The sequence below is a fragment of the Pseudomonas fluorescens genome, assembly GCF_001307275.1.
GTDB classification, from domain to species: domain Bacteria; phylum Pseudomonadota; class Gammaproteobacteria; order Pseudomonadales; family Pseudomonadaceae; genus Aquipseudomonas; species Aquipseudomonas fluorescens_AA.
Genome location: NZ_CP012831.1, coordinates 4,168,929 through 4,183,071, shown reverse-complemented (window position 1 = coordinate 4,183,071; position 14,143 = coordinate 4,168,929). Strand labels below are relative to the sequence as shown.

The following is a 14,143-nucleotide window of genomic DNA, read 5'->3' as shown; positions in this document are numbered from 1 at the left end:
ATCCCACAGCTTTGGAGCACCCCATGGCCTCTCTCGCAATCAAAACCACCCTGGAACGCATCGCTGTCTATCAATTCACCCCTGCTCACAGTGCGCAGGCCCGAGCCATGCTGGGCTGGAGTGTCGAGGAGCTGTCCCGGCAATCCGGCGTCTCGGTCCAGGCCATCCGCCGCTTCGAGGCCGGTGGCGAGTTGCTCGATGTAACCCGCCTGGCCCTGGCGTTTCGCCTGGAGGCCGAGGGGCTGGTGTTCTTCCCCGGGTTCGCACCGGGGCGCGGCATGAACATCAAGGGCGCGACGCCGGACCCGATGGGGCGGCCCGATTACGCGATGATCGAATAACACCGTCTGCGCACATGCTAGGCGATACCGGCTCGGTCCGGGTACGCCGAGGGTTCTACGTCCAGCCACCAGGCGCGGCCACGTTGCGGCTGCGCCAGGGTGAATGCTTCGCCCATTTGCGGTGTGGTGATGCAAACGTTGCGCTCCCAGGCCAGGGCCAGGATGCGATCGAAAGGTTCATACCAGGCATGCATCGCCAAGTCGAACGTGCCGTTGTGGATCGGCAGCAGCCAGCGGCCCTTCAGGTCGATATGAGCCTGCAGGGTCTGCTCCGGCTGCATGTGCACATGGGGCCAATCGACGTTATAGGCGCCGGTTTCCATCAGCGTCAGGTCGAAGGGGCCGTATTGTTCGCCGATGCGTTTGAAACCCTCGAAGTAGCCGGTGTCGCCACTGAAGAAAATTCGCGTGGCGCCGTCGATCATCACCCACGAGGCCCATAAGGTGCTGTTGCTGTCGAACAGACCGCGACCGGAAAAATGCTGGGAGGGCGTGGCGATGAACTCGATGCCGTCCACCTCGGTGCCTTGCCACCAGTCCAGCTGACGCACCTTGCTGGCATCGACACCCCATTTGATCAGGGTATCGCCCACGCCAAGGGGGGCCAGGAAGTGGCGAGTCTTGGCCGCCAGCTTGAGGATCGCCTGATGATCGAGGTGGTCGTAATGATCGTGGGAAAGGATCACCGCTTCAATCGGCGGCAACTCTTCCAGGCTGATGGGCGGCTGATGAAAACGCTTGGGGCCGACCCATTGCACGGGTGAAGCACGTTCGGAGAACACCGGGTCGGTCAGCCAGAATTTGTCCCGCAGCTTGAGCAACACGGTGGAGTGGCCGAGACGGAAGACGCTGTGATTGGGCGCGGCCAGCAACGCGGCGCGCGTCAGCGGTTGAACCTCGATGGCGCCCGCGGGCCGGGTAGCGCGCGGCTTGTGGAAGGTCATGTTCCAGATGATGCGCAGGGTCGTGCCGAACCCTTGCCGCGGAGTGAAGGCGTGATTGCGATACTTGCCCTGTTCGTGCCGGGATAAATGTTGGGCAGCCGGGCTATCGGTCGGAAAAGAGGGAATGGTCATGGTGCGATAACTCCAAGGACGTCGTCGCAATTGCGCTTCGCCGTTGTGGGACGCTGGATGGCCGTTGCATGCACGCTCAGCCGTTTGACACAGAAACTACACCACTCGGTGTAGTTTCTAGATTGCATGAATGCCGGGAGCAAGTAAACTGCCGAGTGTAAGTTCTCTCCTCTCAACCGACGAATGCCCATGACCGTACCGCAGCGCCTTACCGAGCGAAAACGCGAAGCCATCCTCCAGGCCGCGATTGCTGAATTCCGTAGCAGCGGTTTCGAGATCACCAGCATGGACAAGATCGCGGCGACTGCCGGCGTATCGAAGCGCACGGTGTACAACCATTTCCCCAGCAAGGAAGAGCTGTTTGCCGAAATTCTGAATCGGTTATGGAACAGCATCACCGCAGAACAGGACATGCCCTACAGCTCGCAAACGCCGCTGCGGGAGCAGCTTCAAACGTTGCTGCAAGCCAAACTGCGCCTGCTGGCGGACGAGAATTTCCTCGACCTGGCGCGCATCGCCATCGCCGCAACGATTCATTCCCCGGAACGGGCCCAGGACATGGTGTCGCGCATGGGCCAGCGTGAAGAAGGCCTGACGGCCTGGATTCGCCAGGCCCAGGCCGATGCTCGGTTGAAGCCCGTGGAGCCGGCATTTGCCGCCCAGCAAATGCATGGGCTACTCAAGACGTTCGCCTTCTGGCCGCAGGTTTCCATGGGGCAACCGAGCCTGACCCAGGAGGAGCAGGCCCGGGTGATCGAATCGGCCCTCGACATGTTCCTGAGTCGTTACCAGGCCTGATTGGCTGGCGCATCCCGCTGGATGAGGGACTACCGCATCGATGGGTTGTGCACGACCTTCTGGTGCATTTCGGTGGTCAAGCTGTCGATACGCTCGGTCAACGCCTTGGTCATTTCCGTCAGGCGGGTGTTCTGCTCCAACAATTGGAGCAACTGCGCCGTGTTCTGCGCGGCCTGGGCCTGGCGCTCGCTGTTGGCGACGGCCAAGGCTTCGCGATGTTGCGCATCGGCTTCCGCCTGGGCCTTGTCCCGAGCGGCCTGCCGGGTTTGCGCCAGCAAAATCAGCGGGGCAGCATAGGCTGACTGCAGGCTGAACGCCAGATTCAGCAAGATGAACGGGTAAGCATCGAAGTGAAAGACCCCCATCAGGTTCAGGCTGACCCATAGCAGCACGATCAAAGTCTGCGCACCGAGGAACATCGGCGTCCCGAAAAAACGCGCGAACGCCTCCGCCCTCAGCGCAAAGCGGTCATTGCCAAAAGTCGGCGCCAGATGAGCGTGAGGGCGATGAAAACGCAAGTGGTCAACGGGTGCGGAGGGAGTGGTTTGGGAAGACTTCGTCATCGTGATGTTCTCTGCCAGGGCTGGTGCTCAAGGCACTATAACCGTTGGGGGATCATCATCCATTGAGTCATGCACAGCCCGCGCGTTAAAAGTCAGCGCCACCGCAGATTGCGCCCCAACTCATCGAACAAGGTCACCACCGAACGCAAGGCCCGGCAATCCGGGCGGGTCAGGAGCCACAGAGCCGTGTCATATCCCTGCAACGGTTCACCGAGTGGCATCAGGCCCTGGTTTTCGTCGATCAGAAAGTCCGGCAGCGCCGCCACCCCCAAACCCGCCCGCACCAGTTCGGTGACAGAGAGCATGCTGTTGCAGCGATAGGCGGGCACTACGCCGGGTAAATGCTGACGACGCCAGGCCACGGTGGGGTGATCGGGGAGAAAATCGTCCGGCGCGATCCAGGTCATGGCGGCCAGGTCATCCACATTCGCCGAGCGCAGGTACGTGGCACCGGCACATACCCGGAACGTCACATTGCCGAGGTTGCGACCAACCAAGTGCTCCGGCGGCGTACGGGTCAGTCGCAACGCGATGTCGGCATCCCGGCGGCTGAGGTTGGCGAAGTCATTCGAGGTGCTCAACTCGAGGCTCAACGCCGGATAAGCAGGCATGAAACGCGCCAGCGCCGGCAGCAACAACGCTTGCAGGACCGAATCACTGCACGTCAGGCGCACCGTCCCGCTGATGACCTCGCCGCCCTGCTCCACCCCCACTCGCGCCGCCTCCAAGGCCTGCTCGGCGCGTTCGGCTTGTTCGGCCAATGCCTGGGCCAGGCTCGTGGGCAAGTACCCGGAACGGCTTTTCTCGAACAAGGGCTGGCCCAGGGCTGCCTCCAGCCGACGTACCGAACGAAACACCGTGGACACGTCCACCTGCAGCAGCCGAGCGGCCCGTGCCAGCGAGCCACCCCGGACCAGCGCCAGGATCAGGGACAGATCGGGATAGTCCAGACGATAGTGCGTTGCTGCATTGATCACTTGGATAAACGCCAATATTGATTGCGTGAACGCCAATCTATAGTGGCCACCAGGAATCAACAAGCGGCGAGCTCCCATGGAAAAACAGCATGCGTTAAACATCGCCCTGGTCGGCGACCACGATCCACACATCACCGCTCACCGGGCGATCCCCCGCGCACTTGAGCTGGCAGGCACACAAACCGGCCATGCCCTTCGCCTGCAATGGCTGGCAACGCCGCTCATTACCGACAATGCTGTGCTGGAGGATTTCGACGGCGTCTGGTGTGTGCCCGGCAGCCCCTACCAAAACGAAGCCGGCGCCTTGCAAGCCATTCGTTTTGCCCGCGAACAGCGTCGCCCTTTCCTGGGCACCTGCGGTGGTTTTCAGCATGCCGTGCTGGAATATGCCCGTCACGTGATGGGCTGGGTCGACGCCGTCCATGGTGAAACCTCTCCCGAGGCTGAACGGGCGCTGTTGACGCCGCTGAGCTGCGCCCTGGTGGAAACCATCGACAGCCTTCAACTCGAGGCGGGCTCGTTGATCGCCAAGGCCTATGGCCGACAGACCGCGTTCGAGGGCTACCATTGCCGCTTCGGGGTCAATCCGGACTTTGAAAAAGACTTGCTGAGCCAGCGCCTGCACGCCGTCGCCCGGGATTCGGCCGGCGACCTGCGAGCGGTGGAGCTGCAGGACCATCCGTTCTTTGTCGCCACGCTGTTCCAGCCTGAACGAGCCGCGCTGGAAGGCCGGGTGCCGCCGCTGGTCCGCGCGTTTGTCGAAGTCTGCGCAAGGAAAATGTCATGAGCGCCCACTGTTACGCCGTGATTTTCACCTCCCTGCGTACCGAAGGGGACCAAGGCTACGCCGAAGCCGCCGAGCGCATGCTGGCCCTGGCCCGGGAGCAGCGCGGATTTTTAGGTGTCGAATCGGCCCGTGGCGACGATGGCCTTGGGATTACTGTGTCGTATTGGAGCGATGAAGCCGCGATCCTGGCCTGGAAGCAGCATCCCGAACACCGCGCGATCCGTGAGCGCGGTCGCTCAACCTGGTACACCCATTGCCATACGAGGGTGTGCAAGGTCGAACGGGACTATGCCTTCCAACGCCCAAACTAATACCAGGACACCAATCCTTGTGGGAGCGAGCTTGCTCGCGATGGCGGTATGTCAGTCACGGTGATGTTGGCTGATCCACCGCTATCGCGAGCAAGCTCGCTCCCACAGGGTTTCTGTTCAGTTCAAGATCGAGGCCTCAGCCTTCCACCAACTGCCGCACCGCCACGATTTCCGGCAGATCGCTGCGGGCCATGTACACCCGCAAAGGTTCGGTGAGGTTGATGCGGTCGTCGATGTTCTGGTCCAGCAACAGCTGGATCCGCTCGCGCTTGAGGGCCATGGCGCCGTCTGCTGCGGGGGCCCAGACAAATTCGCTGGTGGGAATGATGCCGTCGTCGGCCACGTCCATGCCGAAGGCGTCTTCGCTGAACCGCACAATGTACTGGCCAGTCTTGCGGTTCAGGCCGACAAAACCCTTGAGCTGGTCGGCGGCCTGGCAGATGAATGTCGAAGTGGTGCGCATGGTAAACCTCATGGATGCGTCCCTCGGGACGTCTGATCAATGGTTTACACGCAGGGCAAGCGGATGCTGGAATTGAGGTTTCCCTCTGCGGGGAAACTGTGCGGCCAAGATTACCGTAGACCGGCCTGAAAAAGCACCGCAACAGAGGAATTCGTCCCGACCTGGATTAAATGAGCTCGATGAGCCGGGCAGTTCCCGGCTCATCGGATCAGTGCCTCGTCACGGTCTGAATGTTGGATGGACCAGTTTCAAGGAAGCTTGCTCATAGGCATAGGCAAATCCCAATACCCCGGCGTCTTGCCACATGGACCCGATAAACGATATGGAAGTTGGCTCACCCTCCGGCTCTACACCGGACGGTACGGTGATGATCGGGTAGCCTGCGATGGCAGCGCTCGGCTGGGAGATATAGTCATAATCGGCCACCATGACATCCAGCGTGTGATTCTGGAATTGAGTGTCGATGAGGCTTTTGAAACTTGCCCGTATCGGCAACCATAGAGCATCAACTTGTTCTTCACTTAACGTTTGCGCGTTGATTTGCTCAAGCATCCCCTGGCCATGGTTCCCTTCCACCGGATTTTGCTCGTTGAAATCTATCAACGTTTCAATAGACGTAATTGGCAACCCGCTACGAGTACTCAAGTAAGTCTGCAGTTCGAGCTTCATCGCCGCTGCCAATACTTGAACGTAGTTGCTCATGTCTGGAAGGCTCAGCGTCACCGGAACAAGGGTAGCGCCATTATCCCTGAGGGTTTTTACCGCCGCGCAATATTGAGGGCTGAGGTCGTGCACCATCCCGTTACCCAAATCACATTGCGACCGCTTCACGCTCTTCACGACGGGAAACAGCGGAAACGCGCCGAGATGTTTCTCGCCTTCATCCAGGACCACCCCAATGCGTTTGCCTTGCAACGCCTCGGTGGATAAAGCGCTGGTGTAATCGGAGCCTTGCGGTGCATTGCCGGTCAGCGGGTCGGCTGGATCGGAGCCTGCCAACTGGTACAGCAGCAAAGCGACATCATAGACGTTGCGCGCTATTGGCCCGGGGGTGTCCTGCCGCCGGGTGATTGGAACGACACCCGAGCGACTCAGCAATCCAAGGCTGGGTTTGAAGCCTACGACCCCATTGACGGCGGATGGGCAGATGATCGAGCCATTGGTCTCGGTGCCCACCGAAATGGGCGCAAAACCCGCAGCCACACTAGCCGCCGAGCCGGAGCTGGAGCCACAGGTACCTGCGCTTAAAACATGAGGATTGAGTCCTTGCCCACCTCGGCCGCTCCACCCTTGTGGCACCCTCAGGTCCCTCATTCCAGCCCATTCGCTCATGTTGGCTTTGCCCAGGATAATGGCGCCAGCGTCGCGTAGCCGCTGGATGACGAAGGCGTCCTGCGCGGCCGGCATCCCCACCATCGCCAGTGAGCCGGCAGAAGTCTGCATCTGGTCCGCAGTGTCGATATTGTCCTTGATCAATACCGGTATACCGTGCAGCGGACCTCGAACGTTACCGCTTGCACGCTCACTGTCGCGTAACGCTGCATCTGCCAGGGCCTGAGGATTCAGTTCGAGAACAGCCTTGAGGTGAGGTCCTTCCTTATCCAGCGTCTGGATCCGGTTATTCAAATAGTTCACCAGTTCCACCGAAGTCAGCTGGTTGGCAGTCAATCTCTGATTGAGTTCCGTGACACTCAAATACTCGTAGGCCTGCGTGGCATGTTCAGTTGTTTTTGCCTGGGCTTGGACAGTGATTGCAAGGCAAGATAAAAACCCGAGCTTGGCTATCCACAACGTTCTTTTATTACTCATGTCGATCCTTTGGCATGGAGAATACAAGCGAACTGTTTCGCTCTGCCGCGCATAGTAAGAGTCGAAAAAAACAGAAGCACTGCCAGAACCGTTAGGCGATATTGCTCGATTTTTTTAGCCAAGCCCGACAACACAGGGAACTACGCCGTACACACTGTTTCAGCGAGCGAATCGATGGAGGGATAGGAATTTTCTTGTAAATATTCAGAATGATCGACGCCGGACTCCACCCCTTTTAATACACGAAAATCGCTGAGCCAAGCGGTCTGCATAGCAGTCTCAGGCGAGGGGAAAATTGCATTGCGCAGGTTTAGGTCGGTTTGGCGATAGCGCCGAACGCGTTCAATTGTTAAAAGAGAAGCCTTTGAAAATCACGAAAGGATCTCGAGCATGCCTGTCACCTTCACCCGCAGCGCCTTGGTGCTGAGCCTGTTGCTCGGCTTTGGCCAGACACAAGCCTCCGAAGCCCCGAGCCCCAAGGCCCTGGCAACCCTTCAAGGCATTCCGCATCCGGCGGTCATTGCCCACCGCGGTGCCTCGTTCGACGCGCCGGAATCCACCGCCGCTGCCTACAAGCTGGCTCGCGACCTGGGCGCCGACTATCTGGAACTGGACCTGCAACGCAGCAAGGACGGAGTGTTGTTCGTCCTGCATGACGACAGTCTGCTGCGCACCACGGATGTCGCCACCAAGTTTCCCGAACGCAAGGACAGCACCGCCAACGAGTTCACCATGGCGGAACTCAAAACCCTCGATGCCGGCAGCTGGTTCAACACCGCCTACCCGGACCGCGCCCGCCCTTCGTTCGCCGGCCTGAAGATCCTCACCCTCGATGAAGTGATCGACATTGCCCAGGGCAACCCACAGCACAAACCGGGGCTGTATATCGAAACCAAGGAGCCGAAGTTGTTTCCCGGCATCGAACGTGACCTCAAGGACAAATTGCAGGACCGTGGCTGGTTGAGCCCCTCCGGCTCCAAGCTCGCAAAAAGCGCCACCGGCGTCGGCCAAGGCAAGGGCAAGGTGGTCTTGCAGACCTTCGAGAAGAGCAGCCTGGAACTGTTGCACAAAGAGATGCCGAAGGTGCCGAAGATCCTCTTGCTGTGGGTCGGCGAGGGCAACATCGAACCCAAGTCCAAGGTGCCGTTTGCCGAATCCGGTGAAACGGACAAGGCGGTCTACTATGCCAAGCAGGAACCCAAGGACAGGGCGGAATTCGAGAAATGGGTCCAGTACGCCAAGGCCCAGGGTGCAGTGGGCACCGGTCCGTCCGCTGCCTTGACCCATGGCGGCAGCCAGAGTTACTCGGATCTGGTGCAGCCGTGGATGAACCAGTACACCCATACCCAGGGTTTGCTGGTGCATGTCTACACCGTGGATGAGCCGGTGGACTTCAAGAAAGTGATGGACGCTGGCGTCGATGGCATTTTCACCAACCGTGCCAGTGAGTTGCTCAAGTACTTCAAGCGTCCCGAAACAGGCAGTGTGACGCAACTGTTGGAGAAGAACGGCTACTGAGTCGAAAGACGTTTCCAGGAAACGTGCTTCAAGTTTTTTCGAATTAAGGGTGAATTAAGTTGCCAGAGATAATCTGAACCCACTTAAACGACTCACCCCTTAATGACACCAAGGAAAGACATATGAAAACTTTGACTGCCCTGTTCACCGCTGCCGCCCTGACCCTCACCGCTGGCCTGGCCCAGGCTGACGTTCGAATCGACCAGGTTCCGCAACTGGTCAAGGAAGGCAAGATCAAATCCCTGGAATCGATGAACGCAGAAGCCCTGAAGTTGCACCCAGGTGCCACCATCACCGACACCGACCTGGATAACCACTTCAACGGTTATGAGTATGAAGTGGAACTGAAAACCGCCGATGGCAAAGAGTTTGACGTTGACTTCGACGCTACAACCGGCAAAGTCCTGAGCAACAAGCAAGACACTTGATCCATCGACAAAAAAGAGCCGCGCAACTTTCGAGTTGCGCGGCTTTTTGTTTGGCGTATGTGAAAATCCGCTATCAACTCCACAGGTCCAGCACCGCGACATACCTGTCACAAAACCTTCAAGAAAGCTTGCAATGATGCCGCTCAAGTGAACCTGTTGTCGCCGCGACAGGCACTCCCCGCCAGCGAGCCCTCATGAACCACAGCATCGACCAAAGCCATCGCGATCCTGACCTGTTCGGCCTGCTCTACGGCTTTCGTTTCCGCCCCGGCGAGCGTGGCAAGGAGATCGATTCGGCCCAGGCCCTGCAAAGCCTGCAACAACCGCAAGACCCGGATGAGTTTCTCTGGCTGCACCTGAACCTGGCTCACGCAGCGTGCGAACGCTGGATGAAAAGCCACCTGGCCCTGCCCGAGGAGTTTTTCGAAGCCCTGCACGAAGGCTCACGCTCGACCCGGATCGAACATGTCGACTCGGCATTGCTGGCCGTGGTCAACGATGTGGTGTTCAACCTCAGCAACCTGGTGTCCTCGGATGTCTCCACGTTGTGGGTTTGCGTGCACAGTCGGTTGATCATCAGTGCGCGCCTGCAACCTTTGCATTCGGTCGACAAGCTGCGCTCATCGGTCAAGGCCGGCGAGAGCTTTCGCTCACCGCTGGAACTGCTCGTGCATCTGCTGCGCGACCAAGGCGAAGTGCTGACTCAGATCGTGCGCAAGACCAGCCTCAGCGTCGACCAGATCGAAGATCAATTGCTCTCTTCACGACTGTCCACCAACCGCTCCGAGTTGGGCGCCCAGCGCCGCGTGCTGGTGCGCCTGCAACGCCTGCTGGCCCTGGAGCCAGGCTCGTTGCTGCGCTTGCTCAACCGCCCGCCGCAATGGTTGCAGAAGGAAGACGTCAAGGAGCTGCGCAAGTCCACCGAGGAGTTTGCCCTGATCATCAACGACCTCACCGCCCTGGGCGAGCGGATCAAGCTGCTGCAGGAAGAGATCGCTGCCAACCTCAACGAACAAAGCAACCGTACGCTGTTCACCCTGACAGTGGTCACGGTCCTGGCGCTGCCCATCAACATCATTGCCGGTTTCTTCGGCATGAACGTCGGCGGCGTACCGCTGGCGAGTGACCCCGAGGGCTTCTGGATCCTCGTGGCGCTGGTGGCAACCTTTACCGTGATTGCAGGCCGATGGGCGTTTCGCAAGCGACGCGACTATTGAGCATGACCTGTCCAGACAACTCCTTTTGTCGGCATGCCTGGATTTAAAAGTCTTTTTGTCATTTCTCCTGGGGTATCCTGCCCACGCTTTGTAAAAGCGCGGATCTACCAGATCTATCCACAGACTTTGCGAGGAGCGCGATATGCACGAGATCCCTAATCTCCCCTTCCCAAGCCTGCACGACACTGAGCAGACGACCACGCTACAAGCCGGGGGGCAACCTGATGCCCAGCAACCCGAGCCCAAGGAAGCCACTGAACGCCGCCAGGCCGACAGCGAAGACTGATTGACCCGCACCACCAGACCGTGTGGAAAGCGCTAAGATGCGCTTTCCACACTGCCTGAACCCGAGTGCCCCCATGACCGATGACACCCCTCCCTTCAGCGAAAGCCAGGCCAGCGTCCTGATCGGCACCGCCGAGAAAATGGTCGAGATCTGGACCCGCCTTCCCGCCGAGAAACAAGCGGCCCTGCTGGCCCGTTTCGGCAGCGAAGAAAACGCCATCGCCGCGCTGGTCACCACGCGCCTGGTCAGTGGACAGCACGACAGCTGAACCACCATTGGGCAAATAGTTTTACTTTTCCCCGCCCGGACGCCGCGCTCGCCGTTATCATAAGCAGCCTATCTATCCCGCTGCTCCGTGGACCTCTTTCCCATGTCAGATTCCCAGCGCCCCCTGGCGGTCACGCTGCAAGTCGTTTCCATCGTCCTGTTCACCTTCATTGGCTACCTGAATATCGGCATTCCCCTGGCCGTGCTGCCCGGTTTCGTCCATGGCGAACTGGGTTTCGGCGCGGTGATCGCCGGGCTGGTGATCAGCGTGCAGTACCTGGCCACCCTGCTCAGTCGCCCTTACGCAGGGCGAATCATCGACAACCTGGGGAGCAAGCGCGCGGTGATGTTCGGCCTCGCCGGCTGTGGGCTGAGCGGTGTGTTCATGCTCGTGTCGGCCTGGACGCCCCACCTGCCGACACTCAGCCTGATCAGCCTGTTGATCGGTCGCCTGGTGCTGGGCAGTGCCGAAAGCCTGGTGGGTTCGGGTTCGATTGGCTGGGGCATTGGCCGGGTCGGTGCAGCGAATACCGCCAAGGTGATTTCCTGGAACGGCATCGCCAGTTACGGCGCGCTGGCGATCGGTGCGCCGTTGGGGGTATGGCTGGTCAATGCGTTAGGGCTGTGGAGCATGGGCGTCAGCATCATCTTGCTGGGTTTGCTGGGGCTGGCATTGGCCTGGCGCAAAACCGCGGCGCCCATCGTCGCTGGCGAACGCCTGCCGTTCATGCATGTGTTGGGACGTGTGCTGCCACACGGCTGCGGCCTGGCCCTGGGCTCCATCGGGTTTGGCACGATCGCGACCTTCATCACCCTCTACTACGCCACGCAGCACTGGGATAACGCCGTGCTGTGCCTGAGCCTGTTCGGCGCCAGCTTCATCGGCGCGCGCCTGTTGTTCGGCAACCTGATCAACCGTCTGGGCGGCTTTCGCGTAGCGATTGCCTGCCTGTCGGTGGAAACCCTCGGTTTGTTGCTGTTGTGGCTCGCACCGGATGCCCACTGGGCCCTGGCGGGCGCGGCGTTGAGCGGTTTCGGCTTTTCCCTGGTGTTTCCAGCGCTGGGCGTGGAAGCGGTCAACCTGGTGCCGGCCTCCAGTCGTGGGGCGGCGGTGGGCGCCTATTCGCTGTTCATTGATTTGTCGTTGGGGATCACCGGGCCACTGGCCGGCGCGATTGCCGCGGGCTTCGGCTTTGCCTCGATCTTTCTGTTCGCCGCCCTGGCGGCCCTGGGTGGGTTGGCACTGAGTGTCTACCTGTACCGGCAGGCGCCCCGCTACCGTGAAGCGCGGGAGAAGGACTAGAAATCCACCTTGCCGCGCCCGGCCTTGATCGAGCCGCGCTTGGTCTTGGATTCCAGGCGACGCTTTTTCGAACCCAGGGTCGGCTTGGTCGGGCGGCGCTTCTTTTCGACCTTGGTGGCGCTGAGGATCAGTTCGGACAAGCGCTCCAGCGCGTCGGCCCGGTTCTGTTCCTGGGTACGGTATTGCTGGGCCTTGATGATCAGCACACCGTCGCTGGTAATGCGACTGTCGCGCAGGGCCAGCAACCGCTCCTTGTAGAACTCGGGCAGCGACGAGGCCGGAATGTCGAAGCGCAAATGCACGGCGCTGGAGACCTTGTTGACGTTCTGCCCCCCGGCCCCCTGGGCGCGGATGGCCGTCAGCTCGATCTCGGCGTCCGGGATGTGCACGGTGTTGGAAATCGCCAGCATGGGAAAGGGTCCGCTATCAAGCCCCACAGAATACCCCGAATCCCCCAGGGCGACGCCTAACTCCTGTGGGAGCGAGCTTGCTCGCGATTGCAGTGTGTCAGTCACCCTTGATATTGCTGACCCACCGCCATCGCGAGCAAGCTCGCTCCCACAGGGTTTCGTGCTTACTTGGCAGCCGCCACAGCCAATTCCTGGCGGGCACTGCGCTTGTTCTTGATCACGTAGCACACCCACATGAACACCACCCACACCGGAATCGCGTAGACCGAGATCTGGATGCCGGGAATCAGCAACATCACGCCCAGGATGAACACCACGAACGCCAGGCAGATGTAGTTGCCGTACGGATACCACAGCGCTTTGAACAGTGGCGTCTGCTGGGTCTGGTTCATGTGCTGGCGGAACTTGAAGTGCGAGTAGCTGATCATCGCCCAGTTGATCACCAGGGTCGCGACCACCAGCGACATCAACAACTCCAACGCATGCTGCGGGACCAGGTAGTTCAACAGCACCGCCACCAGCGTGACCGCCGCCGACGCGAGGATCGAACGTACCGGCACGCCGCGCTTGTCGATCCTGGACAAGGCCTTGGGCGCATCGCCCTGCTCGGCCATGCCCAGCAACATGCGGCTGTTGCAGTAGGTGCCGCTGTTGTACACCGACAGCGCGGCGGTCAGCACCACGAAGTTGAGGATATGCGCAGCGGTGTTGCTGCCCAGCATCGAGAACACCTGCACGAACGGGCTGCCGCTGTAGGCATCGCCGGAAGCGTTAAGGGTGGCCAGCAGGCTGTCCCAAGGGGTCAGGGACAACAGCACCACGAGCGCGCCGATGTAGAAAATCAGAATCCGGTAGATCACCTGGTTGATGGCCTTGGGGATCACGGTTTTCGGCTTGTCGGCCTCAGCGGCGGTGAAACCGAGCATTTCCAGGCCACCGAAGGAGAACATGATGATCGCCATGGCCATCACCAGGCCGCTCACGCCGTTGGGGAAGAACCCACCATGGGACCACAGGTTGGTCACCGACGCCTGCGGACCACCATGACCGCTGACCAGCAAATAGCTGCCCAAGGCAATCATGCCGACAATCGCCACGACCTTGATGATCGCGAACCAGAACTCGGCCTCGCCGAAGACTTTGACATTGGCCAGGTTGATCGCATTGATCAGGATGAAAAACGCCGCCGCCGACACCCAGGTCGGAATGTCCGGGGCCCAGTAATGGATGTACTTGCCGACCGCGGTCAGCTCGGACATGCCCACCAGGATGTAGAGAATCCAGCAGTTCCAACCCGACAGGAACCCGGCGAAACCGCCCCAGTACTTGTGGGCGAAGTGGCTGAAGGACCCGGCGACGGGCTCTTCGACGATCATTTCGCCCAACTGGCGCATGATCATGAAGGCGATGAAGCCGCAGATGGCGTAGCCGAGGATCATCGACGGGCCGGCTGATTTCAGCACCCCCGCCGAGCCGAGGAACAGGCCGGTGCCGATCGCGCCACCGAGGGCGATCAGTTGAATGTGGCGATTTTTCAGGCCGCGTTTCAGCTCGCCCGAATGCGAGTTTTGTCCACTCATGAAAAGGGT

Annotated in this window: 17 protein-coding genes; 10 read left to right on the top strand and 7 right to left on the bottom strand. The window is 60.1% G+C overall.

Features of this window, described 5'->3' with window-relative positions; genetic code table 11:
* The first annotated feature begins 23 nt into the window (after positions 1–23).
* On the top strand, positions 24–341 hold the full coding sequence (locus tag AO356_RS18630; RefSeq protein ID WP_060740988.1) for a helix-turn-helix domain-containing protein: 318 nt from the start codon (positions 24–26) through the stop codon (positions 339–341).
* A gap of 17 nt (positions 342–358) precedes the next feature.
* On the opposite strand, the gene AO356_RS18625 is transcribed toward AO356_RS18630, so the two are convergent.
* Positions 359–1,417, bottom strand: coding sequence for an MBL fold metallo-hydrolase (locus AO356_RS18625; RefSeq protein WP_060740987.1), 1,059 nt, complete (start codon positions 1,415–1,417; stop codon positions 359–361).
* 189 nt (positions 1,418–1,606) lie between these two features.
* Here AO356_RS18625 and AO356_RS18620 point away from each other — a divergent pair, with 189 nt between their 5' ends.
* Positions 1,607–2,215, top strand: a complete 609-nt coding sequence (locus AO356_RS18620) for a TetR/AcrR family transcriptional regulator (protein WP_060740986.1) — start codon at positions 1,607–1,609, stop codon at positions 2,213–2,215.
* 29 nt (positions 2,216–2,244) lie between these two features.
* Here the strand turns inward: AO356_RS18620 and AO356_RS18615 are convergent, their stop codons facing one another.
* Together AO356_RS18615 and AO356_RS18610 are read right to left on the bottom strand one after the other, a co-directional pair.
* Positions 2,245–2,778 carry a DUF1003 domain-containing protein gene (locus tag AO356_RS18615; protein ID WP_060740985.1) on the bottom strand — a complete coding sequence of 178 codons (534 nt, stop codon included), beginning with the start codon at positions 2,776–2,778 and terminating at the stop codon, positions 2,245–2,247.
* Positions 2,779–2,870: 92 nt separating this feature from the next.
* Positions 2,871–3,818: a LysR family transcriptional regulator gene (locus tag AO356_RS18610; RefSeq protein WP_060743146.1), complete on the bottom strand. Its 948-nt coding sequence runs from the start codon at positions 3,816–3,818 to the stop codon at positions 2,871–2,873.
* 13 nt (positions 3,819–3,831) lie between these two features.
* Between AO356_RS18610 and AO356_RS18605 the strand changes: the two genes are divergently transcribed.
* Positions 3,832–4,542, top strand: a complete 711-nt coding sequence (locus AO356_RS18605) for a CTP synthase (RefSeq protein WP_060740984.1) — start codon at positions 3,832–3,834, stop codon at positions 4,540–4,542.
* Entirely contained in the window at positions 4,539–4,853 is a 315-nt protein-coding gene (locus tag AO356_RS18600) for an antibiotic biosynthesis monooxygenase family protein (protein ID WP_060740983.1), read from the top strand. Before AO356_RS18605 ends, AO356_RS18600 begins: the two co-directional genes overlap by 4 nt.
* Before the next feature lie 136 nt (positions 4,854–4,989).
* On the opposite strand, the gene AO356_RS18595 is transcribed toward AO356_RS18600, so the two are convergent.
* Together AO356_RS18595 and AO356_RS18590 are read right to left on the bottom strand one after the other, a co-directional pair.
* Positions 4,990–5,316, bottom strand: a complete 327-nt coding sequence (locus AO356_RS18595) for a DUF2025 family protein (RefSeq protein WP_060740982.1) — start codon at positions 5,314–5,316, stop codon at positions 4,990–4,992.
* Between the two features lie 219 nt (positions 5,317–5,535).
* Positions 5,536–7,125: an amidase family protein gene (locus tag AO356_RS18590; protein ID WP_060740981.1), complete on the bottom strand. Its 1,590-nt coding sequence runs from the start codon at positions 7,123–7,125 to the stop codon at positions 5,536–5,538.
* A 390-nt stretch (positions 7,126–7,515) separates the two neighbouring features.
* Between AO356_RS18590 and AO356_RS18585 the strand changes: the two genes are divergently transcribed.
* The 6 genes from AO356_RS18585 (at position 7,516) to AO356_RS18565 (ending at position 12,144) form a co-directional block, all read left to right on the top strand.
* On the top strand, positions 7,516–8,643 hold the full coding sequence (locus AO356_RS18585; protein ID WP_060740980.1) for a glycerophosphodiester phosphodiesterase: 1,128 nt from the start codon (positions 7,516–7,518) through the stop codon (positions 8,641–8,643).
* Positions 8,644–8,765: 122 nt separating this feature from the next.
* Entirely contained in the window at positions 8,766–9,071 is a 306-nt protein-coding gene (locus tag AO356_RS18580; RefSeq protein ID WP_060740979.1) for a PepSY domain-containing protein, read from the top strand.
* Between the two features lie 194 nt (positions 9,072–9,265).
* The gene (locus tag AO356_RS18575) at positions 9,266–10,288 is read left to right on the top strand and encodes a transporter (RefSeq protein ID WP_060740978.1); all 1,023 of its coding nucleotides are present in this window, start codon (positions 9,266–9,268) and stop codon (positions 10,286–10,288) included.
* Between the two features lie 142 nt (positions 10,289–10,430).
* Positions 10,431–10,574, top strand: a complete 144-nt coding sequence (locus AO356_RS32860) for a hypothetical protein (protein ID WP_162893862.1) — start codon at positions 10,431–10,433, stop codon at positions 10,572–10,574.
* Between the two features lie 37 nt (positions 10,575–10,611).
* Positions 10,612–10,842: a hypothetical protein gene (locus AO356_RS18570; protein ID WP_081015379.1), complete on the top strand. Its 231-nt coding sequence runs from the start codon at positions 10,612–10,614 to the stop codon at positions 10,840–10,842.
* Positions 10,843–10,944: 102 nt separating this feature from the next.
* On the top strand, positions 10,945–12,144 hold the full coding sequence (locus AO356_RS18565; RefSeq protein WP_060740977.1) for an MFS transporter: 1,200 nt from the start codon (positions 10,945–10,947) through the stop codon (positions 12,142–12,144).
* On the opposite strand, the gene arfB is transcribed toward AO356_RS18565, so the two are convergent.
* A complete protein-coding gene (gene arfB / locus AO356_RS18560) occupies positions 12,141–12,554 on the bottom strand; it encodes an alternative ribosome rescue aminoacyl-tRNA hydrolase ArfB (RefSeq protein WP_060740976.1) in 414 nt (137 codons plus the stop codon). The two genes, AO356_RS18565 and arfB, sit on opposite strands and share 4 nt — an antisense overlap.
* A 164-nt stretch (positions 12,555–12,718) precedes the next feature.
* Positions 12,719–14,134: an amino acid permease gene (locus AO356_RS18555; protein WP_060740975.1), complete on the bottom strand. Its 1,416-nt coding sequence runs from the start codon at positions 14,132–14,134 to the stop codon at positions 12,719–12,721.
* Positions 14,135–14,143: the final 9 nt, after the last annotated feature.

Coding starts and splice junctions, on each gene's coding strand:
- AO356_RS18580 (WP_060740979.1), top strand. CDS start 8,766: ATGAAAACTTTGACTGCCCTGTTCACCGCTGCCGCCCTGACCCTCACC.
- AO356_RS18630 (WP_060740988.1), top strand. CDS start 24: ATGGCCTCTCTCGCAATCAAAACCACCCTGGAACGCATCGCTGTCTAT.
- AO356_RS32860 (WP_162893862.1), top strand. CDS start 10,431: ATGCACGAGATCCCTAATCTCCCCTTCCCAAGCCTGCACGACACTGAG.
- AO356_RS18615 (WP_060740985.1), bottom strand. CDS start 2,778: ATGACGAAGTCTTCCCAAACCACTCCCTCCGCACCCGTTGACCACTTG.
- AO356_RS18575 (WP_060740978.1), top strand. CDS start 9,266: ATGAACCACAGCATCGACCAAAGCCATCGCGATCCTGACCTGTTCGGC.
- AO356_RS18595 (WP_060740982.1), bottom strand. CDS start 5,316: ATGCGCACCACTTCGACATTCATCTGCCAGGCCGCCGACCAGCTCAAG.
- arfB (WP_060740976.1), bottom strand. CDS start 12,554: ATGCTGGCGATTTCCAACACCGTGCACATCCCGGACGCCGAGATCGAG.
- AO356_RS18620 (WP_060740986.1), top strand. CDS start 1,607: ATGACCGTACCGCAGCGCCTTACCGAGCGAAAACGCGAAGCCATCCTC.
- AO356_RS18555 (WP_060740975.1), bottom strand. CDS start 14,134: ATGAGTGGACAAAACTCGCATTCGGGCGAGCTGAAACGCGGCCTGAAA.
- AO356_RS18625 (WP_060740987.1), bottom strand. CDS start 1,417: ATGACCATTCCCTCTTTTCCGACCGATAGCCCGGCTGCCCAACATTTA.
- AO356_RS18585 (WP_060740980.1), top strand. CDS start 7,516: ATGCCTGTCACCTTCACCCGCAGCGCCTTGGTGCTGAGCCTGTTGCTC.
- AO356_RS18600 (WP_060740983.1), top strand. CDS start 4,539: ATGAGCGCCCACTGTTACGCCGTGATTTTCACCTCCCTGCGTACCGAA.
- AO356_RS18565 (WP_060740977.1), top strand. CDS start 10,945: ATGTCAGATTCCCAGCGCCCCCTGGCGGTCACGCTGCAAGTCGTTTCC.
- AO356_RS18570 (WP_081015379.1), top strand. CDS start 10,612: ATGCGCTTTCCACACTGCCTGAACCCGAGTGCCCCCATGACCGATGAC.
- AO356_RS18590 (WP_060740981.1), bottom strand. CDS start 7,125: ATGAGTAATAAAAGAACGTTGTGGATAGCCAAGCTCGGGTTTTTATCT.
- AO356_RS18605 (WP_060740984.1), top strand. CDS start 3,832: ATGGAAAAACAGCATGCGTTAAACATCGCCCTGGTCGGCGACCACGAT.